We start from the raw sequence: 14,229 nt of genomic DNA, 5'->3' as shown, positions 1-14,229 counted from the left end.
CTCACATGCAGACCGCGCGCTTCACGACGAACCGGGTCAAGCTGAACTTCATCCGCTCATTGACCCTGCGGCAGTTGCAGATCTTCGTCGTGGCAAGCCGCTATACGAGCTTTGCGCGCGCGGCCGAGGAACTGCATCTGACCCAGCCGGCCGTCTCGATGCAGATTCATCAACTCGAAGATGCGATCGGGCTGCGGCTGTTCGAGCGCGTCGCGCGCAAGCTCACGCTGACCGAAGCGGGCGAGATGCTGACGCACCACGCGAGCCGCATTCTCGGCGAGATCAAGGACGCCGAAGATGCGATGACCTCGCTCAAGCAGGCCGACAGCGGCTCGATCAACGTGGGGATCGTCAGTTCCGCGACGTACTTCGCGCCAAAACTGCTCGCGCTCTATTCGCATCTGTACCCGAAGGTCGACGTGCACTTTTCGGTCGGCAATCGCGATGCGCTGCTGCGGCTCTTGCAGGACAACGCGATCGATCTCGCGATCATGGGACGCCCGCCCCCCGAACTCGATACGACGACCGAGCCGCTCGCGAGCCATCCTCAAGTGGTGATCGCGCCACTGAGTCATCCGTTGTGCGGTGCGCGCCGCTTCGATCTGCAGGAGTTGCGCGGCGATACGTTCCTGTTGCGCGAGCCCGGCTCGGGCACGCGCATGGCCGCCGAAGTGATGTTCCGGCAGCATCTTTTCACACCCGCGAAAATCGTCACGCTCGGCAGCAACGAAACCATCAAGCAGGCGGTGATGGCGGGCATGGGCGTGAGCCTGATCTCGCTGCATACGCTACTGCTGGAACTGCGCACCGGCGAGATTGCATTGCTCGACGTGAACGGCACGCCGATCGAGCGCACCTGGCAGATCGTGCATCTTCGGTCCAAGCAGTTGTCACCGACCAGCGTGGTGTTTCGCCAGTTTCTGCTCGATCATGCAGCGACACATCTGGAGCACGAGTACGCGCCGTTTGAAAAATTAGTGGGCGTGGCGGGCTCTGTGGCCGGCGCGGGGCTTGTCAAATGAGGCGGCGGTTTTCGCCGCGCGCGTGGCTTGCGCATGGTGTGCGCGTGTCGTGCGTCATCGTGGCCGTCATCGCCGGCTTCGGGTGGGGGGCAGCGCCCGCGTGGGCCGGCCCGGTTTCGATTGCGGTGATGAACTGCGTTCTGATCGACGACAACGCCGCCTACAACGACGCCGAGACCAATCGCATCCAGGCGGCGCGCATCGGCATGATCAGCGATGCGGTGCGCGCGCAACTGGACGCGAGCCAACGCTACCGAGTCGCCGACAACAGCCCGGCGGCCGGGCTGATCGCGAAACTCGGCGCGCAGCAGGACCTGTCCACGTGCGACAACTGCGCACGGCAGGTCGGGCGCGAGTTGGGCGTTCAACAGGCGGCGGTCTGCTGGGTCCAGAAGGTCAGCAACCTCATTCTCAATCTGAACCTGCGCGTGGAAGACGTCGCGAGCGGCAAGACCCTGTTCCAGCGCTCGGTCGACATTCGCGGCAACACGGATCTTTCGTGGCGCCGCGGCGCGACGGCACTCGTCGGATTGCTCGTGGAGGCAGACGCCGCGCATGCGTCGGGCACGCACGCGGCACCGTGACATTGACGCGATTCCGCAGCAGCAGAGGTGTGCCAATGGCACAGTGTGTACCCGAATGTCGTGACAGGATGACAACGATCGGGCTGCGATGCGGCGCTCCGTGCGGCTCAGCGTAACCGGCATAAACCGTGCTTGAACGGATGCCGATGCAAGCAGACGCAGCTGGCGTCGACGAGCGCACGGATAGAACAGAAGCAGAAAGACAGGCGCGTTTCGCCGGTCCGGCACACAGCGCCCGCCGCACGATAATCAGCAGGGTATAAAGAGGGGATCGCATCGATGAGTTCTGGTGAACAGCTTCAGGACTGGCGTCTTCACGCACTGCAAATCGAAAGCGAAGTCGCCAGGGTTGTCATCGGCCAGCAGCAAACGCTGCGGCTCATCAACGTCGCACTGTTCGCCCGGGGCCATGTGCTGCTCGAAGGCGGTGTCGGCGTCGGCAAGACGACGGTGTTGCGCGCGTTTGCGCGGGTGGTTGGCGGCGAGTTCGAGCGCGTCGAAGGCACCATCGATCTGATGCCGGGCGACCTCGTCTATCACACGTACGTCGACGCCGACGGCAAGCCGCGTATCGATCCCGGTCCGCTCCTGCGTCACGGTGAGCAGTTGACCACGTTCTTCTTCAACGAAATCAATCGCGCCCGTCCGCAGGTGCAGTCGCTATTGCTGCGCGCGATGGCCGAGCGTTCGGTCTGGGCGTTCGACCGCGAACACCGCTTCCCGCATATGACCGTGTTCGCCGATCGCAACAAGGTCGAAAAAGAGGAAACCTTCGAGCTCGCCTCGGCCGCGCGCGACCGCTTCCTGTTCGAGTTGAACATGCCCACGCCAGCCGAGCCGGACATCCGGCGCGCGCTCGTGTTCGACACCATGTTCCATGACGTCGATGCGCTGCTCGCGCAGCTGAAGCCCGCCGTCGTCGCGTGGGAACAGTTGAACAGCGTCGGTGCGGCGATTCAGCAAGGCGTACAGGCGAGCGCGACGATCGAACGCTACGCGCTCGACATCTGGCAGGCGACGGAAACGCCGCTGCGCTTCGGCATTACGCTCGACGGCGTCGACATGCAGCAGTTGATTCTCGCCGGTGCGAGTCCGCGCGGCATGAGCGCGCTGCTGCGCGCCGCCCGCGTGGTCGCGTGGCTCGCGGGACGCTCGCATCTGGTTCCGGAGGATATCCACGAGGTGCTGATGCCGGCGCTCGGTCACCGGGTCTTCTTCACGCCGATCTACGAACTGCGCCGCCAGGAGCTCGCCGAAGCGCTGATCGCGCAGATCATGGCCAAAGTGGCCGTGCCCTGATGCGCCCCGAACCATGAACGGCACAGCAGAATTCCACTACCGTTTGCCGACCCGCGCCGGCGGCGCTCGGCCGGGCTCGCATCCTGGTTCGAGCTTCGGCTCCGGCCAGCAATTCGCGATGCACGGGCGCCTCTTCGACTACCCCGATCCGCGCCGGCTGGACTTGCGCGCGAGTGTGCGCGCGGCGCGCTCGGAATGGCTCGTGCGGGTTCATCTGCAGCGCGTGGCAGTGCCGGTGGTGGTGATCGTCGATGTGTCGGCGTCCATGCAGTTCGGCTCACGTCGAACCAAGTTGCAGGTTGCCGCGGACTTTGTCGAGGCGCTGGGTTATAGCGCGTTCCGGGTCGGCGACCGGCTGGGCATGCTGGCCTTCGATGCCGGCGCACGCGACGATCTCTTCATGCCGGAACGCTACGGCCGGGGCACCGGCAATCTGCTCGCGACGATGCTGCGCACGTGCGCGACCCAGCCAGCAGGGCGCGGCGGCATCGACGGGCTGCGGCGCTGCGCGGCGCGTCTTGCTGGGCGGCAGGCGCTGGTATTCGTCGTGTCCGACTTCCACTGGCCGCTCGCGCAGATGCCGGCCGTGCTCGATATGCTGGTTCATGCGTGCGTGGTGCCGATAGTCGTGTGGGACGAGGCGGAAATCTCGCCGCCGCGCAACGGTCCGCTGCTGGCCGTCAACGATGCCGAGTCGGGTGAGGAGCGCAGCGTGTGGCTGCGCGGCAGCATCCGCGAGCGCTGGCGCGAGGGCGTCGTGCGTCGCCGCGCGGAACTCGGCGCGACGTTCGGCTCGCGCGGCATGCGGCCGTTCTATCTCGAAGGGGCGTTCGATCCGGAAGCCATGTCGCGCTATTTCCTCGAGGCGACCGTATGAGATCTGGGGGGCTTCGGATCGACATCGCGCGGGGTGGCTGGTCAGCTCACGTGCTGCTCGCCGTGCTGATCGTGCTGACGAGCGCTACGCACGCGGCCACTGGCAATGCCGCCACGGCGGTGCCCGCCACAGTCGAACAGCCGCGCGCATTCGGCTACGTGCTCGGCGATGTCCTCACGCAACGCGTGCTTCTGCAAGCGGGTGGCCGTGACGTGGGCGCGGTCACGCCGCCGTCGGTTGGCCGCACCGGGGTCTGGCTCGAACGCGGGCCTGCGTCGTTCGAAACCGATGCCGACGGGCGTCGCTGGATGGTGATCGGTTATCAGGTCGTCAATGCGCCGCAAACGCTCACCAAAATCGTATTGCCCGCGTTGACGCTGAACTCGGCAAGCGGCGCGCAACTGCAGGTGGCCGAATGGCCGGCGAGCGTCGCACCGCTGACACCGCCGGCCGTTTTCGCCGACGGCGACCTGCAGCCGTTGCGCCCCGATCGCGGGGCACCGTTGCTGCCCACCGCCGGCTTGCGTCGCCAGATCGCGTGGGCCTTGGGACTATTGCTCGCGACGTTGCTGGCGTGGGCGGGATGGTGGGCCTGGCGCAACCGGCGCGAGTCGGACCGCTTGCCCTTTGCGCGCGCATGGCGGCAGATGCGGCGGCTCGAAGGTGGGCAAGCCGCGGCGTCGAAGGACGCTTGGTTCTGCCTGCATCGGGCGCTGAACGAAACCGCGGGACAGGTCGTGCATGCAGGTTCGTTGCCGGGTCTCTTTGCGCGTGCGCCGTATTTGCAGCCGCTGCGTGAGCAACTCGAACACTTCTACCAGGTGTCGGCCGAGCGCTTTTTTAAGCCCGTTCCGGACGCCGCCGAGTTTCCGTTGCAGACGTTGTGCCGTGCGCTGTATCGGGCCGAACGGCGTCACCAGCGATGACCATGGCCCTCGACTTCGCCGCTCCGTGGATGCTGATCCTGCTGCCGTTCGCCGTGCTGCCGGTGCTGCCGCGGCGCAGCGATACGCTGCCGTTTTCCAGCGTCGCGTGGCTGCCGCCCGACCATGTCGGACGCTGGGTGGGATGGCTCGCGCGCCTCTGCGGCGTGCTGGCGATCGCGGCGATCGTCGTCGGGCTCGCCGGGCCGGGGCGCTCGCAACTGCAGGTGCCGCGCACGGGCAGCGGCGCGCAGATTCTGATCCTGATGGATCGCAGCGCCAGCATGGACGAGCCGATGGCGAGTCCCGGCGTCGAGTCGCCGCGCGGCGACTCGAAAAACAAAGTGGCGCGTGCGTCGTTGACGAGCTTCGTGAGCCAGCGCCCCAACGACCGCCTCGCGTTCATGATGTTCGGCACCAGTCCCGTGCTGGCGATGCCGTTCACTTACAACCATCGCGCGATCGACGATGCGATCGCCGCCACGGCGATAGGACGCGGCATGCCGGACACGCAACTTGACCGTGGGATGCTGGCCGCGCTCGATCAGTTCGAAGGCCGCCCGTCGTCGGGCCGCCGCGCGATCGTACTCGTCTCCGACGGCGGCGCGCGGCTCGACGAAACGGTGCGGCGGCGCATTCAGGCGAGCCTGCTGCGCAACCAGATCGCGCTGTACTTCATCTACTTGCGCAGCGGCATCTATAGCCCTGATCTGAACGCCACGCTGCCCGCCGGCGAGGCGTCGGCCGAAGCCGAATTGCATCGCTATTTTCTGTCGCTTCCGACGCCTTACCGGCTTTTCCAGGCGGGCGACGCGAAGGCGATGATGGCGGCCGTCGCCGAAATCAACCGGCAGCAGAATGCGTTGACGTCGTTTGTCGAGCATTTGCCTCGCCAGGACTGGAGTCCGTATTGCTTCGCAGTCGCGCTGTTCTGCGCAGCCATGCTGATGGCAATGCGTCTGTTTCAGGTACGGAGCTGGGCATGACGCGCACGCTCATTCACGCCGTGTTCGCGACCGTGGCGCTGGCCTGCGCCGGTTTCGCCGTGTCTAGCTGGACACGCCTTCAGCACGCCACCGAACTGAATCAGGCCATTGCGGCCGCGAGCAGCGATGCGCGTGAGGCCCGCGCGGCCCATTCGGCCCATCCGGCCCATCCGAACGAAGAGGCGCCACAGGTTCTGCTGGCGCGCGCGACGGCACTCTCGAAAGCGGGCGCCTACGACACGGCGGCGCGGCTCTACGAAAGTTTGATCCACGACCATCCCGACGATCTCGGCCGCACGGCGCTGTTCGATCTCGGCAATATGTATCTGCGCGAGGGGGGCGGCGAGGGCGCGTCGAACGGCATCAGGTCGATCGCAATGATCGGCGAGGCCAAGGCGCGCTACCGGCTGCTGCTGCGCGCGTCACCCGGCGATTGGGACGCGCGCTATAACCTCGAACGCGCGCTTTGGCTCGCGCCTGAAACGCCAACCGCGCTCGACGAGCCGGATGTGAAAGAGCAGCACAACGTGAAAGTGCGCGACCCTGAGAGCAAGGACTTGCCATGAGCGCCGGGACCCGCAAGCCCGGCTTCGCGAGGGCGCGCCACTGGTTGACGCCGCTCGCGCTCGTCGCGTTGATCGCGGCGGTCGTGATGCCGGATGTGACGCTGCCGCGCAATACCTTCGACTACATCGTGACGTTCGATATCACCCAAAGCATGGACGTCGAGGACGTCGTGCTGAACGGCTTGCCGGTGAGCCGGCTCAAGTTCGCGCAGGCCGCGATGCGCGACGCGCTCGGGCGGTTGCCGTGCGGCTCGAAGGTAGGCTGGAGCGTATTTACCGGGCAGCGCACATTGCTGTTGCTGGCGCCCCTCGAGGTGTGCGGCAACTACGACGCACTGCTGGTCTCGCTCGACGGTATCGATGGACGCATGCGCTGGACCAACTGGAGCCGTATCGCCGAGGGCGGGGTTTACTCGGCGGTGCGCGTGGCGCAGGAGGTCGGTCGTGGCGCGGCTGTCGTGTTCGTCACCGACGGGCAGGAGGCGCCGCCGTTGCCTGCATCGCGCGCGCTGATGCGGGATCTGAATCCCGCGCGGATCGAGGGGTGGCTGATCGGCGTGGGGGGCGACCAGCCCGCGGCCATTCCGAGGACCGACATCGACGGCAATCGGATCGGCTACTGGCAGGCCGACGACGTGGTACAGGTGCCCGCTTTGCCGGGGGCCGATCCGCGCATCGAGACGCATGAGGAGCTTTCCGAGTTGCGCGGTCAGTATCTCGCGTTCGTGGGTGGGCAGACCGGGCTCGGTTATCGCCGGCTCTGGGCCACGAATGCATTGGGCGACGCGATGCTCGACGTGCGCCTCGCTCATCGCGAGCCGGTGCCGGTGGATTTGCGCTGGATTCCCGCGCTGTTTGCGCTGGTGCTGCTGGCGGGGCGGTTCGTGCCGGATGTCGTCTGGACGTGGCTGCGCATCGGGCGCGATGCACTGCGGCGGCTGGCGGCGAGGATTTTGTCGGCGCTGGCGGCGCGCTCGCCGGAGCGTCCGGTGGTGGAACGGCCGCGACCGGAGAGGTTGCGGGTGACGGAGGCAGACGTTTGAATTTTGCTTGATCTCGGGGAACGAGGGTGGCCGCACAACGGGTCCACCTCCATCCACTGAAATCGCAGTTGCGCATGAGTAGGGTCTTTGGGAGAGCGAGCAGCTTCCGGTATGGCGAATTGCCCACACCGCCGGCTCGTGAACGGGCGCCGGCCGCGATCATTCATGTTTTCGGCAACGCGAGTTTGCCGCGGCGCTTGCGCGGCTTCGGCTCGACTCCGACACGCTCGTCGCGGGTCATCACCAGGGTCGTCATCTGTTCGACGACGATTTCAAACGCCGGATCGCTCTGCGAGATGTACAGCCATTTTCCAAGCACGGGATGCGGCCGCAAAGCCGGCATCTCGGCGATGAGCGCGGCGTGACGCTCTTTCGATGTGCAGACCAGCAGGCCATTCCAGGGCTCGCCGCGGTCGGCGGCGATCAGACACAGCAGGCCGTCGATATAAGCGGCAGCACAGCCGAACATCTGCTTCTGGACGAAGGTCGAATCGCGCTCAAACGCGTCGAATATCCAGACGAGCGAATTGCGGATCGAAGAAGGCATCTCGGGGAAGTCTCGGTAAAAGGGGCGACGACAAGCTTACCCAATATTGTGTCGGTGTTTGTCCCAGCTCTAGTGGATCGGAACGGGCGGCGCGCCGGTGGTCGTCGTCGCCAAGCGGGTGCGCCAATCTCAGTTCGCTCCCTCGAATCGTGAAAACCCGCTATCCGCCCCTTTTTTGTCGAGCAGCGGGCCGGTGTCCACGGCAATCAGAGCCAGGCAACGGCGCAGTGCACCGAGAGAGTGAGTGGGCGTGATGAAAAACTGTTTCGACTATCAGCTGATTGAGCGCTTCGGTTACGGCATGGCCGTCTATATCGCGGCGAAGGCTTCAGCCATGCAACGCCGCATGGATGCGTGCAATGTCGAGCGCAAAGCGGCCGGTCGCCGTTTGCTCGAGAACATGAGCATCGACGAGATCGTTTCTGTCTTGCGCCGGAAGGGGCAGATTTCCGTCTGATCGTCGCTGCTGACGTCGCGTTTCAGTGCTTCACGAACGCATGCAACAACCGGTTGAAAGCGCCCGCGTTCGACACGTTCATCCCGTGCGAAGCGCCTTCGATGGTTTGCCGCTCGGCATAGTCGATCCATGTGGAGAGCTTTTCCACATTGTTGCGGAACATGCGCGGACTCCTTTGCCCATCGATGAGCAGAGTCCGGCACTTCACATCGCGTGCCGTTTCGTGGGAGTAGGCGGGCAAAGGGTCGCGCAGTTGCTTGGGCAGCGTGCCCGCATTGTCGATCGCCATGGCGCGGAATGCAGCCGGGCTCTTGCGCCACGCGCCGGGCATGCTCACCGAGTCGACGAAAAGCTCGAGTCCCTCGTCGATCTGCTGGCTCTCGATCAGTTCGGCGACGCGCGCACGCAGTACGGTGGTGGACGCGGGCAGGGTCGCCGGCGTCATCCCTTCGACGTGCAGCGGACCGCCCGGGTCCGCGAGCGTGAGCGTCTTCACGAGCCGCGGATAGTCACGCGCAACATTGAACGCGACGCAGCCGCCGCGCGAATGGCCGACGAGATGCACGGGCCCGAGATCGATTGCCTCGATGAATTCGGCCAGCTCGGCCACATGCGTCTGCCAGCCGAACTCGCTCTGGATGCAAGCCTCGCTGGCCGGCCAGTAGTGGCTCAGACTCACCGAGATGCAGCGGAAGTGCTGCGACAGCGCAGCGGTCTGCGCGCTCCAGTAGCGATAGTCGCAAAGCGAGCCGTGCACGAACAGCAGCGGTTCGCCCTCGCCACACTCGACATACGGTACGCAGATGCCCGATGCGATGGTCGCAAAGGATATTTCCGGTACGGCAAGCACTGCGAGGTTGGTACGGGCGTTCATTGACTGGCTCCTTTGCCGGCACTATGCCCGATTCCTTTGGCTTGGAAAATCGCGTAATATTGATCGAAACCATCAATTTTTCTGATAGTGACTTGCGCACATGAAGACTCTCGATCTCGACGTGCTGACCATGATCGTCGCCGTCGCCGATACCGGCAACATCAGCCGGGCGGCGGAGGTCGTGCATCGCTCGCAATCGGCGGTCAGCATGCAGATCAAGACGCTCGAAATCGCGCTGGGCAAGCCGCTCTTCGTCCGTAAGCCGAGAAGCGTGAGCCCGACCCAAGACGGCGAAGTACTGCTCACCTACGCGCGCCGCATGCTGGCGTTACGCGACGAAGCCTGGGCGGCCGTGGTTCGGCCGGACGTGACGGGCCGCGTGAGCATCGGGGTGCCGGACGATTACGCGTCGTCGCTGCTGCCGCCGATCCTCAAGAAGTTTTCCGCGACCTACCCGAAGGTGGAAATCCGGGTGGTGGGTTTGCCGAGTGTGGCGCTCGCGCCCATGGTGAAGGACGGTTCCGTCGATCTCGTGTGCGCGACGCGGGTCAAAGGACTGTCGGGCGAGTTCATCCGGCTCGAACCCATGGAGTGGGCCGCGGCGCCGGGCGCCGATGAGATATGGCGCGAGCGGCCGTTGCCAATCGCCGTGTTCCTGCCTGGCAGCGTCGCGCGGGAAAACGCGATTCGCAGCCTCGAACGCGCCAAGATTCCGTACCGGACCTCGTATGAAAGTCCGAGCCTGCTCGGACTGCTGTCGATGGCGGAAGCGGGGCTCGCCATCGTGCCGCTCGCGCAATGCGCGGTGCCGGCGCACTTCGCGCGGCTCGGGCGTACGCACGGATTGCCCGAGATTCCGGCGCTGGAGATGGTGCTTGCGCGAAGTACGGCGTCGAATCGTCCGCCGTGTGATTTTCTGGCGGAGAAGATCGTCGCGGAGTTGAGGCGCTAGCCGCGCGATCGTTCGGCATGGGCGCGAACCTGCGCATCCACCCGCGCCGGGTGGATGCGAACGAGCGGGGCTTTTCGCCAACCGAAGCGCAGTGCGCGCGGGCGAAGAAGATCGCCGGTCGACTGCAAGCCCATTGGCCCGCGCGCAAGCTATCGCAACGGGTCGACTCCAACCTCATCCACAAGCCGGTTTGGCCTTCTTGCAAGCATCGGCCAACTGCGGCGGCGGATCTTTTTTGAACACGGTCTTATAAGACTCGAGCACATTCGACTGAACCACCGGCAGGGACTGCACACCGATCCACGCCGGCGGCGTCTGTCCGATGAGCGCCTTCATCATCGCCGTGGCCTCGGCCACGCCCTGATCATACGGACGTTGTGAACCGGTCGCCTTGAGCGGTCCGCCCTTGGCGATCTCGATCGCGGACTGAAGACCCAGATCGACCGTCGTCATCGGAATGTTCACGCCTTGTGCGCGCATCGACGTCAGCGTGTCGAGCGCCGGTTGGTCCCAGACAGCGAACAGCCCCTTCACGTCCGGATTGCCGGTGAGAAAATCGCCCGCGATTTGCCCCACTTTCGACGGGTCCGTAAAGGCAACCTGTTTGATCTTGATGTCCGGACGATTCTTCTTGATCCAGTCGTTGACGGCTTTCGTGCGCTCCGTCGTGCTGAAGTAATCGACGCCGAAATTCACGAGCCCGATCGTCGCGCCCTGCGGCACGCACGACGCGAGCACTTTGGCGGCGATCTGGCCGTTGCCTTCGCTGTCCGCCGAAATCATCGACGCGTATTGCTCCGGATGCTTCAGGCCGGTCGGCACGTTGTCCATGAACACGAGCTTGATGCCGGCGGCGGACACTTTCTTGTACGTGGCGGCCGTCGCCGTGCCGTCGACCGGAATGGAGATGATGCCGTCCGGATGGCGCTGGATCGTGTTCTCGATATCGGCGATCTGTTTGTCGACCTGGTACTCGGCTGAAGCCGTGCCGATCACATCCACGCCGTATTTCCTGAGCGTATCGGTGATGCCTTGCACCTGCAATTGCGACCAGTCGAGGTTCATGGTCTGCATCGAAATGCCCACCTTGAATTTGCCGGCCTTGATCTTCGCGATATCGGCGTCGGTCAGCTTGATGGCATCCACCGAGGCCGCTTTTTCGCCGTTCGGTCCTTGCCCGACGATCGTCTTCGGGCCGATCGACCCTGCGGGCAGGCTGCTCACGCATTGCGCCCAGGCGCCCGGCGAAGCGAGCGCCGCGACGGCAGCCGCCGCGAGAACACCGGTTAGAACATTTCTCGAGCCACGACGATGTTTCATAATTCCCCTCCGTTGGTTTTTCCTGTCGGTGTTACGTCTCCAGCCATTCACAAGAACCGGGGGCAGGTGATATCGCGCGTGCTCGGCGTGTCCCGCATTACTTCCGGGTAAACGCAACCGCCGCGACGATGATGACCCCCTTGATCACGAGTTGCAGCGACGAACTGACGCCGAGCAGCACGAGCCCATTGTTGAGCGTGCCGATGATGAGGCTGCCGAGCAGCGTGCCGAGCACGAAGCCGCGCCCGCCAAACAGGCTGCAGCCGCCGAGCGTCACCGAGGCGATCACATCGAGTTCGAGTCCCTGCACGACGTCGGGGCGTGCCGCATGCGAGCGTGCGGAGAGCACGAGCGCGGCGAGCCCGGCCAGCGCGCCGGTGAGAATGAAGGCAAGGGTGGTCACGCGCCGCGTGTTGATGCCCGAATAGAGGGCGGCGGTCGGATTGCCGCCTGCCGCGTAGATCTGCCGGCCGAACACGCTGTAGTGCAGCAGCAGGATGCCGGCGATCACGGCCAGCGCGGTCCAGATGATCGGCACCGGCACGCCCGCAATGTCGCCTTCGCCGAAGATCGCGATGAACGAGTCGTTGGTGATGATGACGGGCTTGGTCGTCGTGACCATCAGGGCCAGTCCGCGCGCGGCGCTCAAGGTGCCGAGCGTCACGAGAAACGACGGAATATTGAGCCGCGTGGTCACCACGCCGTTGATCGCGCCGACAAGCGCGCCGGTGCCGATGCCCGCGATCGCGCCGATGATCCAGTTGTCGCCGACGTACGTCATGGCGAGTGCCGCGGACATGCCCGATAACGCGAGGCTCGATCCCACCGACAGATCGATCTGCCGCGCAATGATCACGAAGGTCATGCCGATCGCGACGATCGACACGAGCGCGGTCTGCCGGCCGATGTTCAGGAAGTTGTCGATCGATAAAAACCACGGCGAGGCGAAACTGAAGACCACCAGCAGGATCGCGAACGCGCCATAGAGCGCGTAAGGCCGGTCGCCTTGCAGCAGCAGTTGCGCAATGCGCCGCGCGCGGCTTTTCTGCGCTAGCGATGCCTGCCGTTTGGCCGTCAGCGGCGAGACGGAATCGTTCATGTTGCGGGCGCTCCGACGGACGTCCCCTCGGGAGACTCGATGGAAGAACGGGACAGTTGAATCAGGTGATGAAGCGCTTCGGCGTTGGCGAGTTCGGCACGCTCGACGGTCTTGACGATGCAACCGTCCGCGACGATCGAAATGCGGTCGCACAGGCGCAGGAGTTCGTCGAGGTCCGAGGACACGATGAGCACGCCGGTGCCCGCCCGCGCGGCTTCATGGACCACGCCGTAGATTTCCTCGCGCGCGCCGACATCGACGCCGACGGTCGGCTCGTCGAGCAGAAGCAGCTTGGGACGCGGGTGATTCCACTTCGCGAAGACCACTTTCTGCTGGTTGCCGCCGGACAGGAACTTGACCGCGGTCGAGGCGCCGGGCGCCTTGACGGATAGCTCCTTCATCGAGCGCTTCGCCTGCTGCACGGCCGCCTGGCTGCGCAGCCATCCCCAGCGGGAAAAATGCGGCAGGCGCGGCAAGGTGAGGTTGCGCTCGATCGAATGGTCGAGCACGAGTCCTTCGAGATGGCGATCCTCGGGGACGAGCGCGATACCGAGTTGGATCGCTTCGGCGGGCGTGTTGCGCGAACGGGGCCGACCGTCGATTTCGATCGCGCCCGCTTCGATCTTGCGAATCCCGAAGATGGTCTGCAGGATTTCACTGCGGCCACTGCCGATCAGGCCCGCTAGACCGTGAACCTCGCCGCCGCGAACCACGAGGTCAACATCGTGAAGCCGGTCATTGCTCACGTGCGAGAGCCGCAAAACCGGTGCGCTATCCGCATTTCGCGCGGCGCTGGTTGGCGTTGTTGCGGCGACCGGCACCTCGTCGGTCACGCCGACGGCAGTCTCCTCTCTGGCATGCAGAGCTGCATGGCCCGAGCCGACGATCGCCGCGACCAGTTGCTTCATGTCGGTGTCGGCGGTCTGGAACACGCCGGCGTTGGCACCGTCACGGAAGACGGTGACGCGCTGCGAAATCCGGAACACCTCGTTCAGCCGATGCGTCACGTAAATCACGCCCACGCCGCGATCCGTGACCGCGCGAATCGCGTCGAACAGGATCTGTTCTTCGCCGCCCGTCAGCGCCGACGTCGGTTCGTCGAGAATCAGCACCCGCACGTCGCCCATCAACGCTTTGCAGATCTCGGTCATTTGCCGATAGGCGAACGGCAACGCGCCGACCGGCGTGCGTGGATCGAGCGGAATGCCACGCGAGCGCAGAAATTCGCTGACGGTAGCCATCAGCTGGCGGTTCTTCACGAAACCGAGACGCGTGCGGGGCTCGCGCCCCAGCATCAGGTTGGCGCCGACCGACAGCGATTCGACGAGGCTCAAATCCTGATAGACCACCGCGACGCCCGCCGCACGCGATTGCGCGGGCGAGTCGAACGCCACTTTCTGGCCGTCGATCTCGATGGCGCCGTCGTCGTAGGTATGAACGCCGCTGAGGATCTTGATCAGCGTGGACTTGCCCGCGCCGTTTTCGCCGAGCAGCGCATGAACTTCGCCGGGCAGTACCTCGAGGTCGACGCCGCGCAACGCCTGCACGCCGCCGAACCGCTTGGTGACGCCCGCAACACGGATCAATGGAACCTGACGAGATGGCGCGGTCGCAACCGCATCCGGCTCATTCATCTGGCTTGTCTCCTTCGTCGATGCGACGAAATTTTTTCTGTGCGCA

Annotated in this window: 15 protein-coding genes; 10 read left to right on the top strand and 5 right to left on the bottom strand. The window is 64.9% G+C overall.

From position 1 onward, the window contains the following. Positions 1-5 precede the first annotated feature (5 nt). The 8 genes from HV770_RS16355 (at position 6) to HV770_RS16320 (ending at position 7,300) form a co-directional block, all read left to right on the top strand. Positions 6-1,022: a LysR family transcriptional regulator gene (locus HV770_RS16355; protein WP_175161169.1), complete on the top strand. Its 1,017-nt coding sequence runs from the start codon at positions 6-8 to the stop codon at positions 1,020-1,022. A gap of 44 nt (positions 1,023-1,066) precedes the next feature. Then, positions 1,067-1,606: a DUF3280 domain-containing protein gene (locus HV770_RS16350; protein WP_246290944.1), complete on the top strand. Its 540-nt coding sequence runs from the start codon at positions 1,067-1,069 to the stop codon at positions 1,604-1,606. A 279-nt stretch (positions 1,607-1,885) separates the two neighbouring features. Continuing rightward, entirely contained in the window at positions 1,886-2,905 is a 1,020-nt protein-coding gene (locus HV770_RS16345; RefSeq protein WP_175161165.1) for an AAA family ATPase, read from the top strand. 13 nt (positions 2,906-2,918) lie between these two features. Then, complete coding sequence (locus HV770_RS16340; RefSeq protein WP_121322211.1) at positions 2,919-3,782, top strand: DUF58 domain-containing protein; 864 nt, start codon at positions 2,919-2,921, stop codon at positions 3,780-3,782. After that, entirely contained in the window at positions 3,779-4,708 is a 930-nt protein-coding gene (locus HV770_RS16335; protein ID WP_175161163.1) for a calcium incorporation protein MxaA, read from the top strand. Before HV770_RS16340 ends, HV770_RS16335 begins: the two co-directional genes overlap by 4 nt. Further along, positions 4,705-5,691: a vWA domain-containing protein gene (locus tag HV770_RS16330; RefSeq protein ID WP_175161161.1), complete on the top strand. Its 987-nt coding sequence runs from the start codon at positions 4,705-4,707 to the stop codon at positions 5,689-5,691. Before HV770_RS16335 ends, HV770_RS16330 begins: the two co-directional genes overlap by 4 nt. Next, positions 5,688-6,257, top strand: a complete 570-nt coding sequence (locus HV770_RS16325) for a tetratricopeptide repeat protein (protein ID WP_175161159.1) — start codon at positions 5,688-5,690, stop codon at positions 6,255-6,257. Before HV770_RS16330 ends, HV770_RS16325 begins: the two co-directional genes overlap by 4 nt. Further along, on the top strand, positions 6,254-7,300 hold the full coding sequence (locus HV770_RS16320; RefSeq protein WP_246290941.1) for a vWA domain-containing protein: 1,047 nt from the start codon (positions 6,254-6,256) through the stop codon (positions 7,298-7,300). The genes HV770_RS16325 and HV770_RS16320 overlap by 4 nt, the downstream gene beginning before the upstream one ends. A gap of 163 nt (positions 7,301-7,463) precedes the next feature. On the opposite strand, the gene HV770_RS16315 is transcribed toward HV770_RS16320, so the two are convergent. After that, positions 7,464-7,847 (bottom strand): hypothetical protein, encoded by a 384-nt coding sequence (locus tag HV770_RS16315; RefSeq protein ID WP_175161157.1) that lies wholly within the window; start codon positions 7,845-7,847, stop codon positions 7,464-7,466. A gap of 253 nt (positions 7,848-8,100) precedes the next feature. On the opposite strand from HV770_RS16315, the gene HV770_RS16310 reads away from it, so the two are divergent. Further along, complete coding sequence (locus tag HV770_RS16310; protein WP_175161594.1) at positions 8,101-8,304, top strand: hypothetical protein; 204 nt, start codon at positions 8,101-8,103, stop codon at positions 8,302-8,304. Positions 8,305-8,326: 22 nt separating this feature from the next. Here the strand turns inward: HV770_RS16310 and HV770_RS16305 are convergent, their stop codons facing one another. After that, the gene (locus HV770_RS16305; RefSeq protein WP_175161155.1) at positions 8,327-9,178 is read right to left on the bottom strand and encodes an alpha/beta fold hydrolase; all 852 of its coding nucleotides are present in this window, start codon (positions 9,176-9,178) and stop codon (positions 8,327-8,329) included. Between the two features lie 100 nt (positions 9,179-9,278). Between HV770_RS16305 and HV770_RS16300 the strand changes: the two genes are divergently transcribed. Continuing rightward, complete coding sequence (locus HV770_RS16300) at positions 9,279-10,130, top strand: LysR substrate-binding domain-containing protein (RefSeq protein ID WP_175161153.1); 852 nt, start codon at positions 9,279-9,281, stop codon at positions 10,128-10,130. 174 nt (positions 10,131-10,304) lie between these two features. On the opposite strand, the gene HV770_RS16295 is transcribed toward HV770_RS16300, so the two are convergent. The 3 genes from HV770_RS16295 to HV770_RS16285 form a co-directional block, all read right to left on the bottom strand. After that, positions 10,305-11,450 carry a substrate-binding domain-containing protein gene (locus HV770_RS16295; protein WP_175161151.1) on the bottom strand — a complete coding sequence of 382 codons (1,146 nt, stop codon included), beginning with the start codon at positions 11,448-11,450 and terminating at the stop codon, positions 10,305-10,307. Between the two features lie 97 nt (positions 11,451-11,547). Next, positions 11,548-12,549, bottom strand: coding sequence for an ABC transporter permease (locus HV770_RS16290; protein WP_175161149.1), 1,002 nt, complete (start codon positions 12,547-12,549; stop codon positions 11,548-11,550). Further along, complete coding sequence (locus tag HV770_RS16285; RefSeq protein ID WP_175161147.1) at positions 12,546-14,183, bottom strand: sugar ABC transporter ATP-binding protein; 1,638 nt, start codon at positions 14,181-14,183, stop codon at positions 12,546-12,548. Before HV770_RS16285 ends, HV770_RS16290 begins: the two co-directional genes overlap by 4 nt. Positions 14,184-14,229 lie beyond the last annotated feature (46 nt).

The sequence above is a fragment of the Paraburkholderia fynbosensis genome, assembly GCF_902859935.1.
Lineage (GTDB): Bacteria > Pseudomonadota > Gammaproteobacteria > Burkholderiales > Burkholderiaceae > Paraburkholderia > Paraburkholderia fynbosensis.
This window is presented reverse-complemented; position numbering and strand designations above follow the sequence as displayed.

What these genes read in the sequence shown, in the direction of transcription:
- HV770_RS16295 (WP_175161151.1), bottom strand. Translation starts at nt 11,450, where the DNA reads ATGAAACATCGTCGTGGCTCGAGAAATGTTCTAACCGGTGTTCTCGCG.
- HV770_RS16310 (WP_175161594.1), top strand. Translation starts at nt 8,101, where the DNA reads ATGAAAAACTGTTTCGACTATCAGCTGATTGAGCGCTTCGGTTACGGC.
- HV770_RS16355 (WP_175161169.1), top strand. Translation starts at nt 6, where the DNA reads ATGCAGACCGCGCGCTTCACGACGAACCGGGTCAAGCTGAACTTCATC.
- HV770_RS16305 (WP_175161155.1), bottom strand. Translation starts at nt 9,178, where the DNA reads ATGAACGCCCGTACCAACCTCGCAGTGCTTGCCGTACCGGAAATATCC.
- HV770_RS16300 (WP_175161153.1), top strand. Translation starts at nt 9,279, where the DNA reads ATGAAGACTCTCGATCTCGACGTGCTGACCATGATCGTCGCCGTCGCC.
- HV770_RS16320 (WP_246290941.1), top strand. Translation starts at nt 6,254, where the DNA reads ATGAGCGCCGGGACCCGCAAGCCCGGCTTCGCGAGGGCGCGCCACTGG.
- HV770_RS16315 (WP_175161157.1), bottom strand. Translation starts at nt 7,847, where the DNA reads ATGCCTTCTTCGATCCGCAATTCGCTCGTCTGGATATTCGACGCGTTT.
- HV770_RS16290 (WP_175161149.1), bottom strand. Translation starts at nt 12,549, where the DNA reads ATGAACGATTCCGTCTCGCCGCTGACGGCCAAACGGCAGGCATCGCTA.
- HV770_RS16335 (WP_175161163.1), top strand. Translation starts at nt 3,779, where the DNA reads ATGAGATCTGGGGGGCTTCGGATCGACATCGCGCGGGGTGGCTGGTCA.
- HV770_RS16330 (WP_175161161.1), top strand. Translation starts at nt 4,705, where the DNA reads ATGACCATGGCCCTCGACTTCGCCGCTCCGTGGATGCTGATCCTGCTG.
- HV770_RS16325 (WP_175161159.1), top strand. Translation starts at nt 5,688, where the DNA reads ATGACGCGCACGCTCATTCACGCCGTGTTCGCGACCGTGGCGCTGGCC.
- HV770_RS16285 (WP_175161147.1), bottom strand. Translation starts at nt 14,183, where the DNA reads ATGAATGAGCCGGATGCGGTTGCGACCGCGCCATCTCGTCAGGTTCCA.
- HV770_RS16340 (WP_121322211.1), top strand. Translation starts at nt 2,919, where the DNA reads ATGAACGGCACAGCAGAATTCCACTACCGTTTGCCGACCCGCGCCGGC.
- HV770_RS16345 (WP_175161165.1), top strand. Translation starts at nt 1,886, where the DNA reads ATGAGTTCTGGTGAACAGCTTCAGGACTGGCGTCTTCACGCACTGCAA.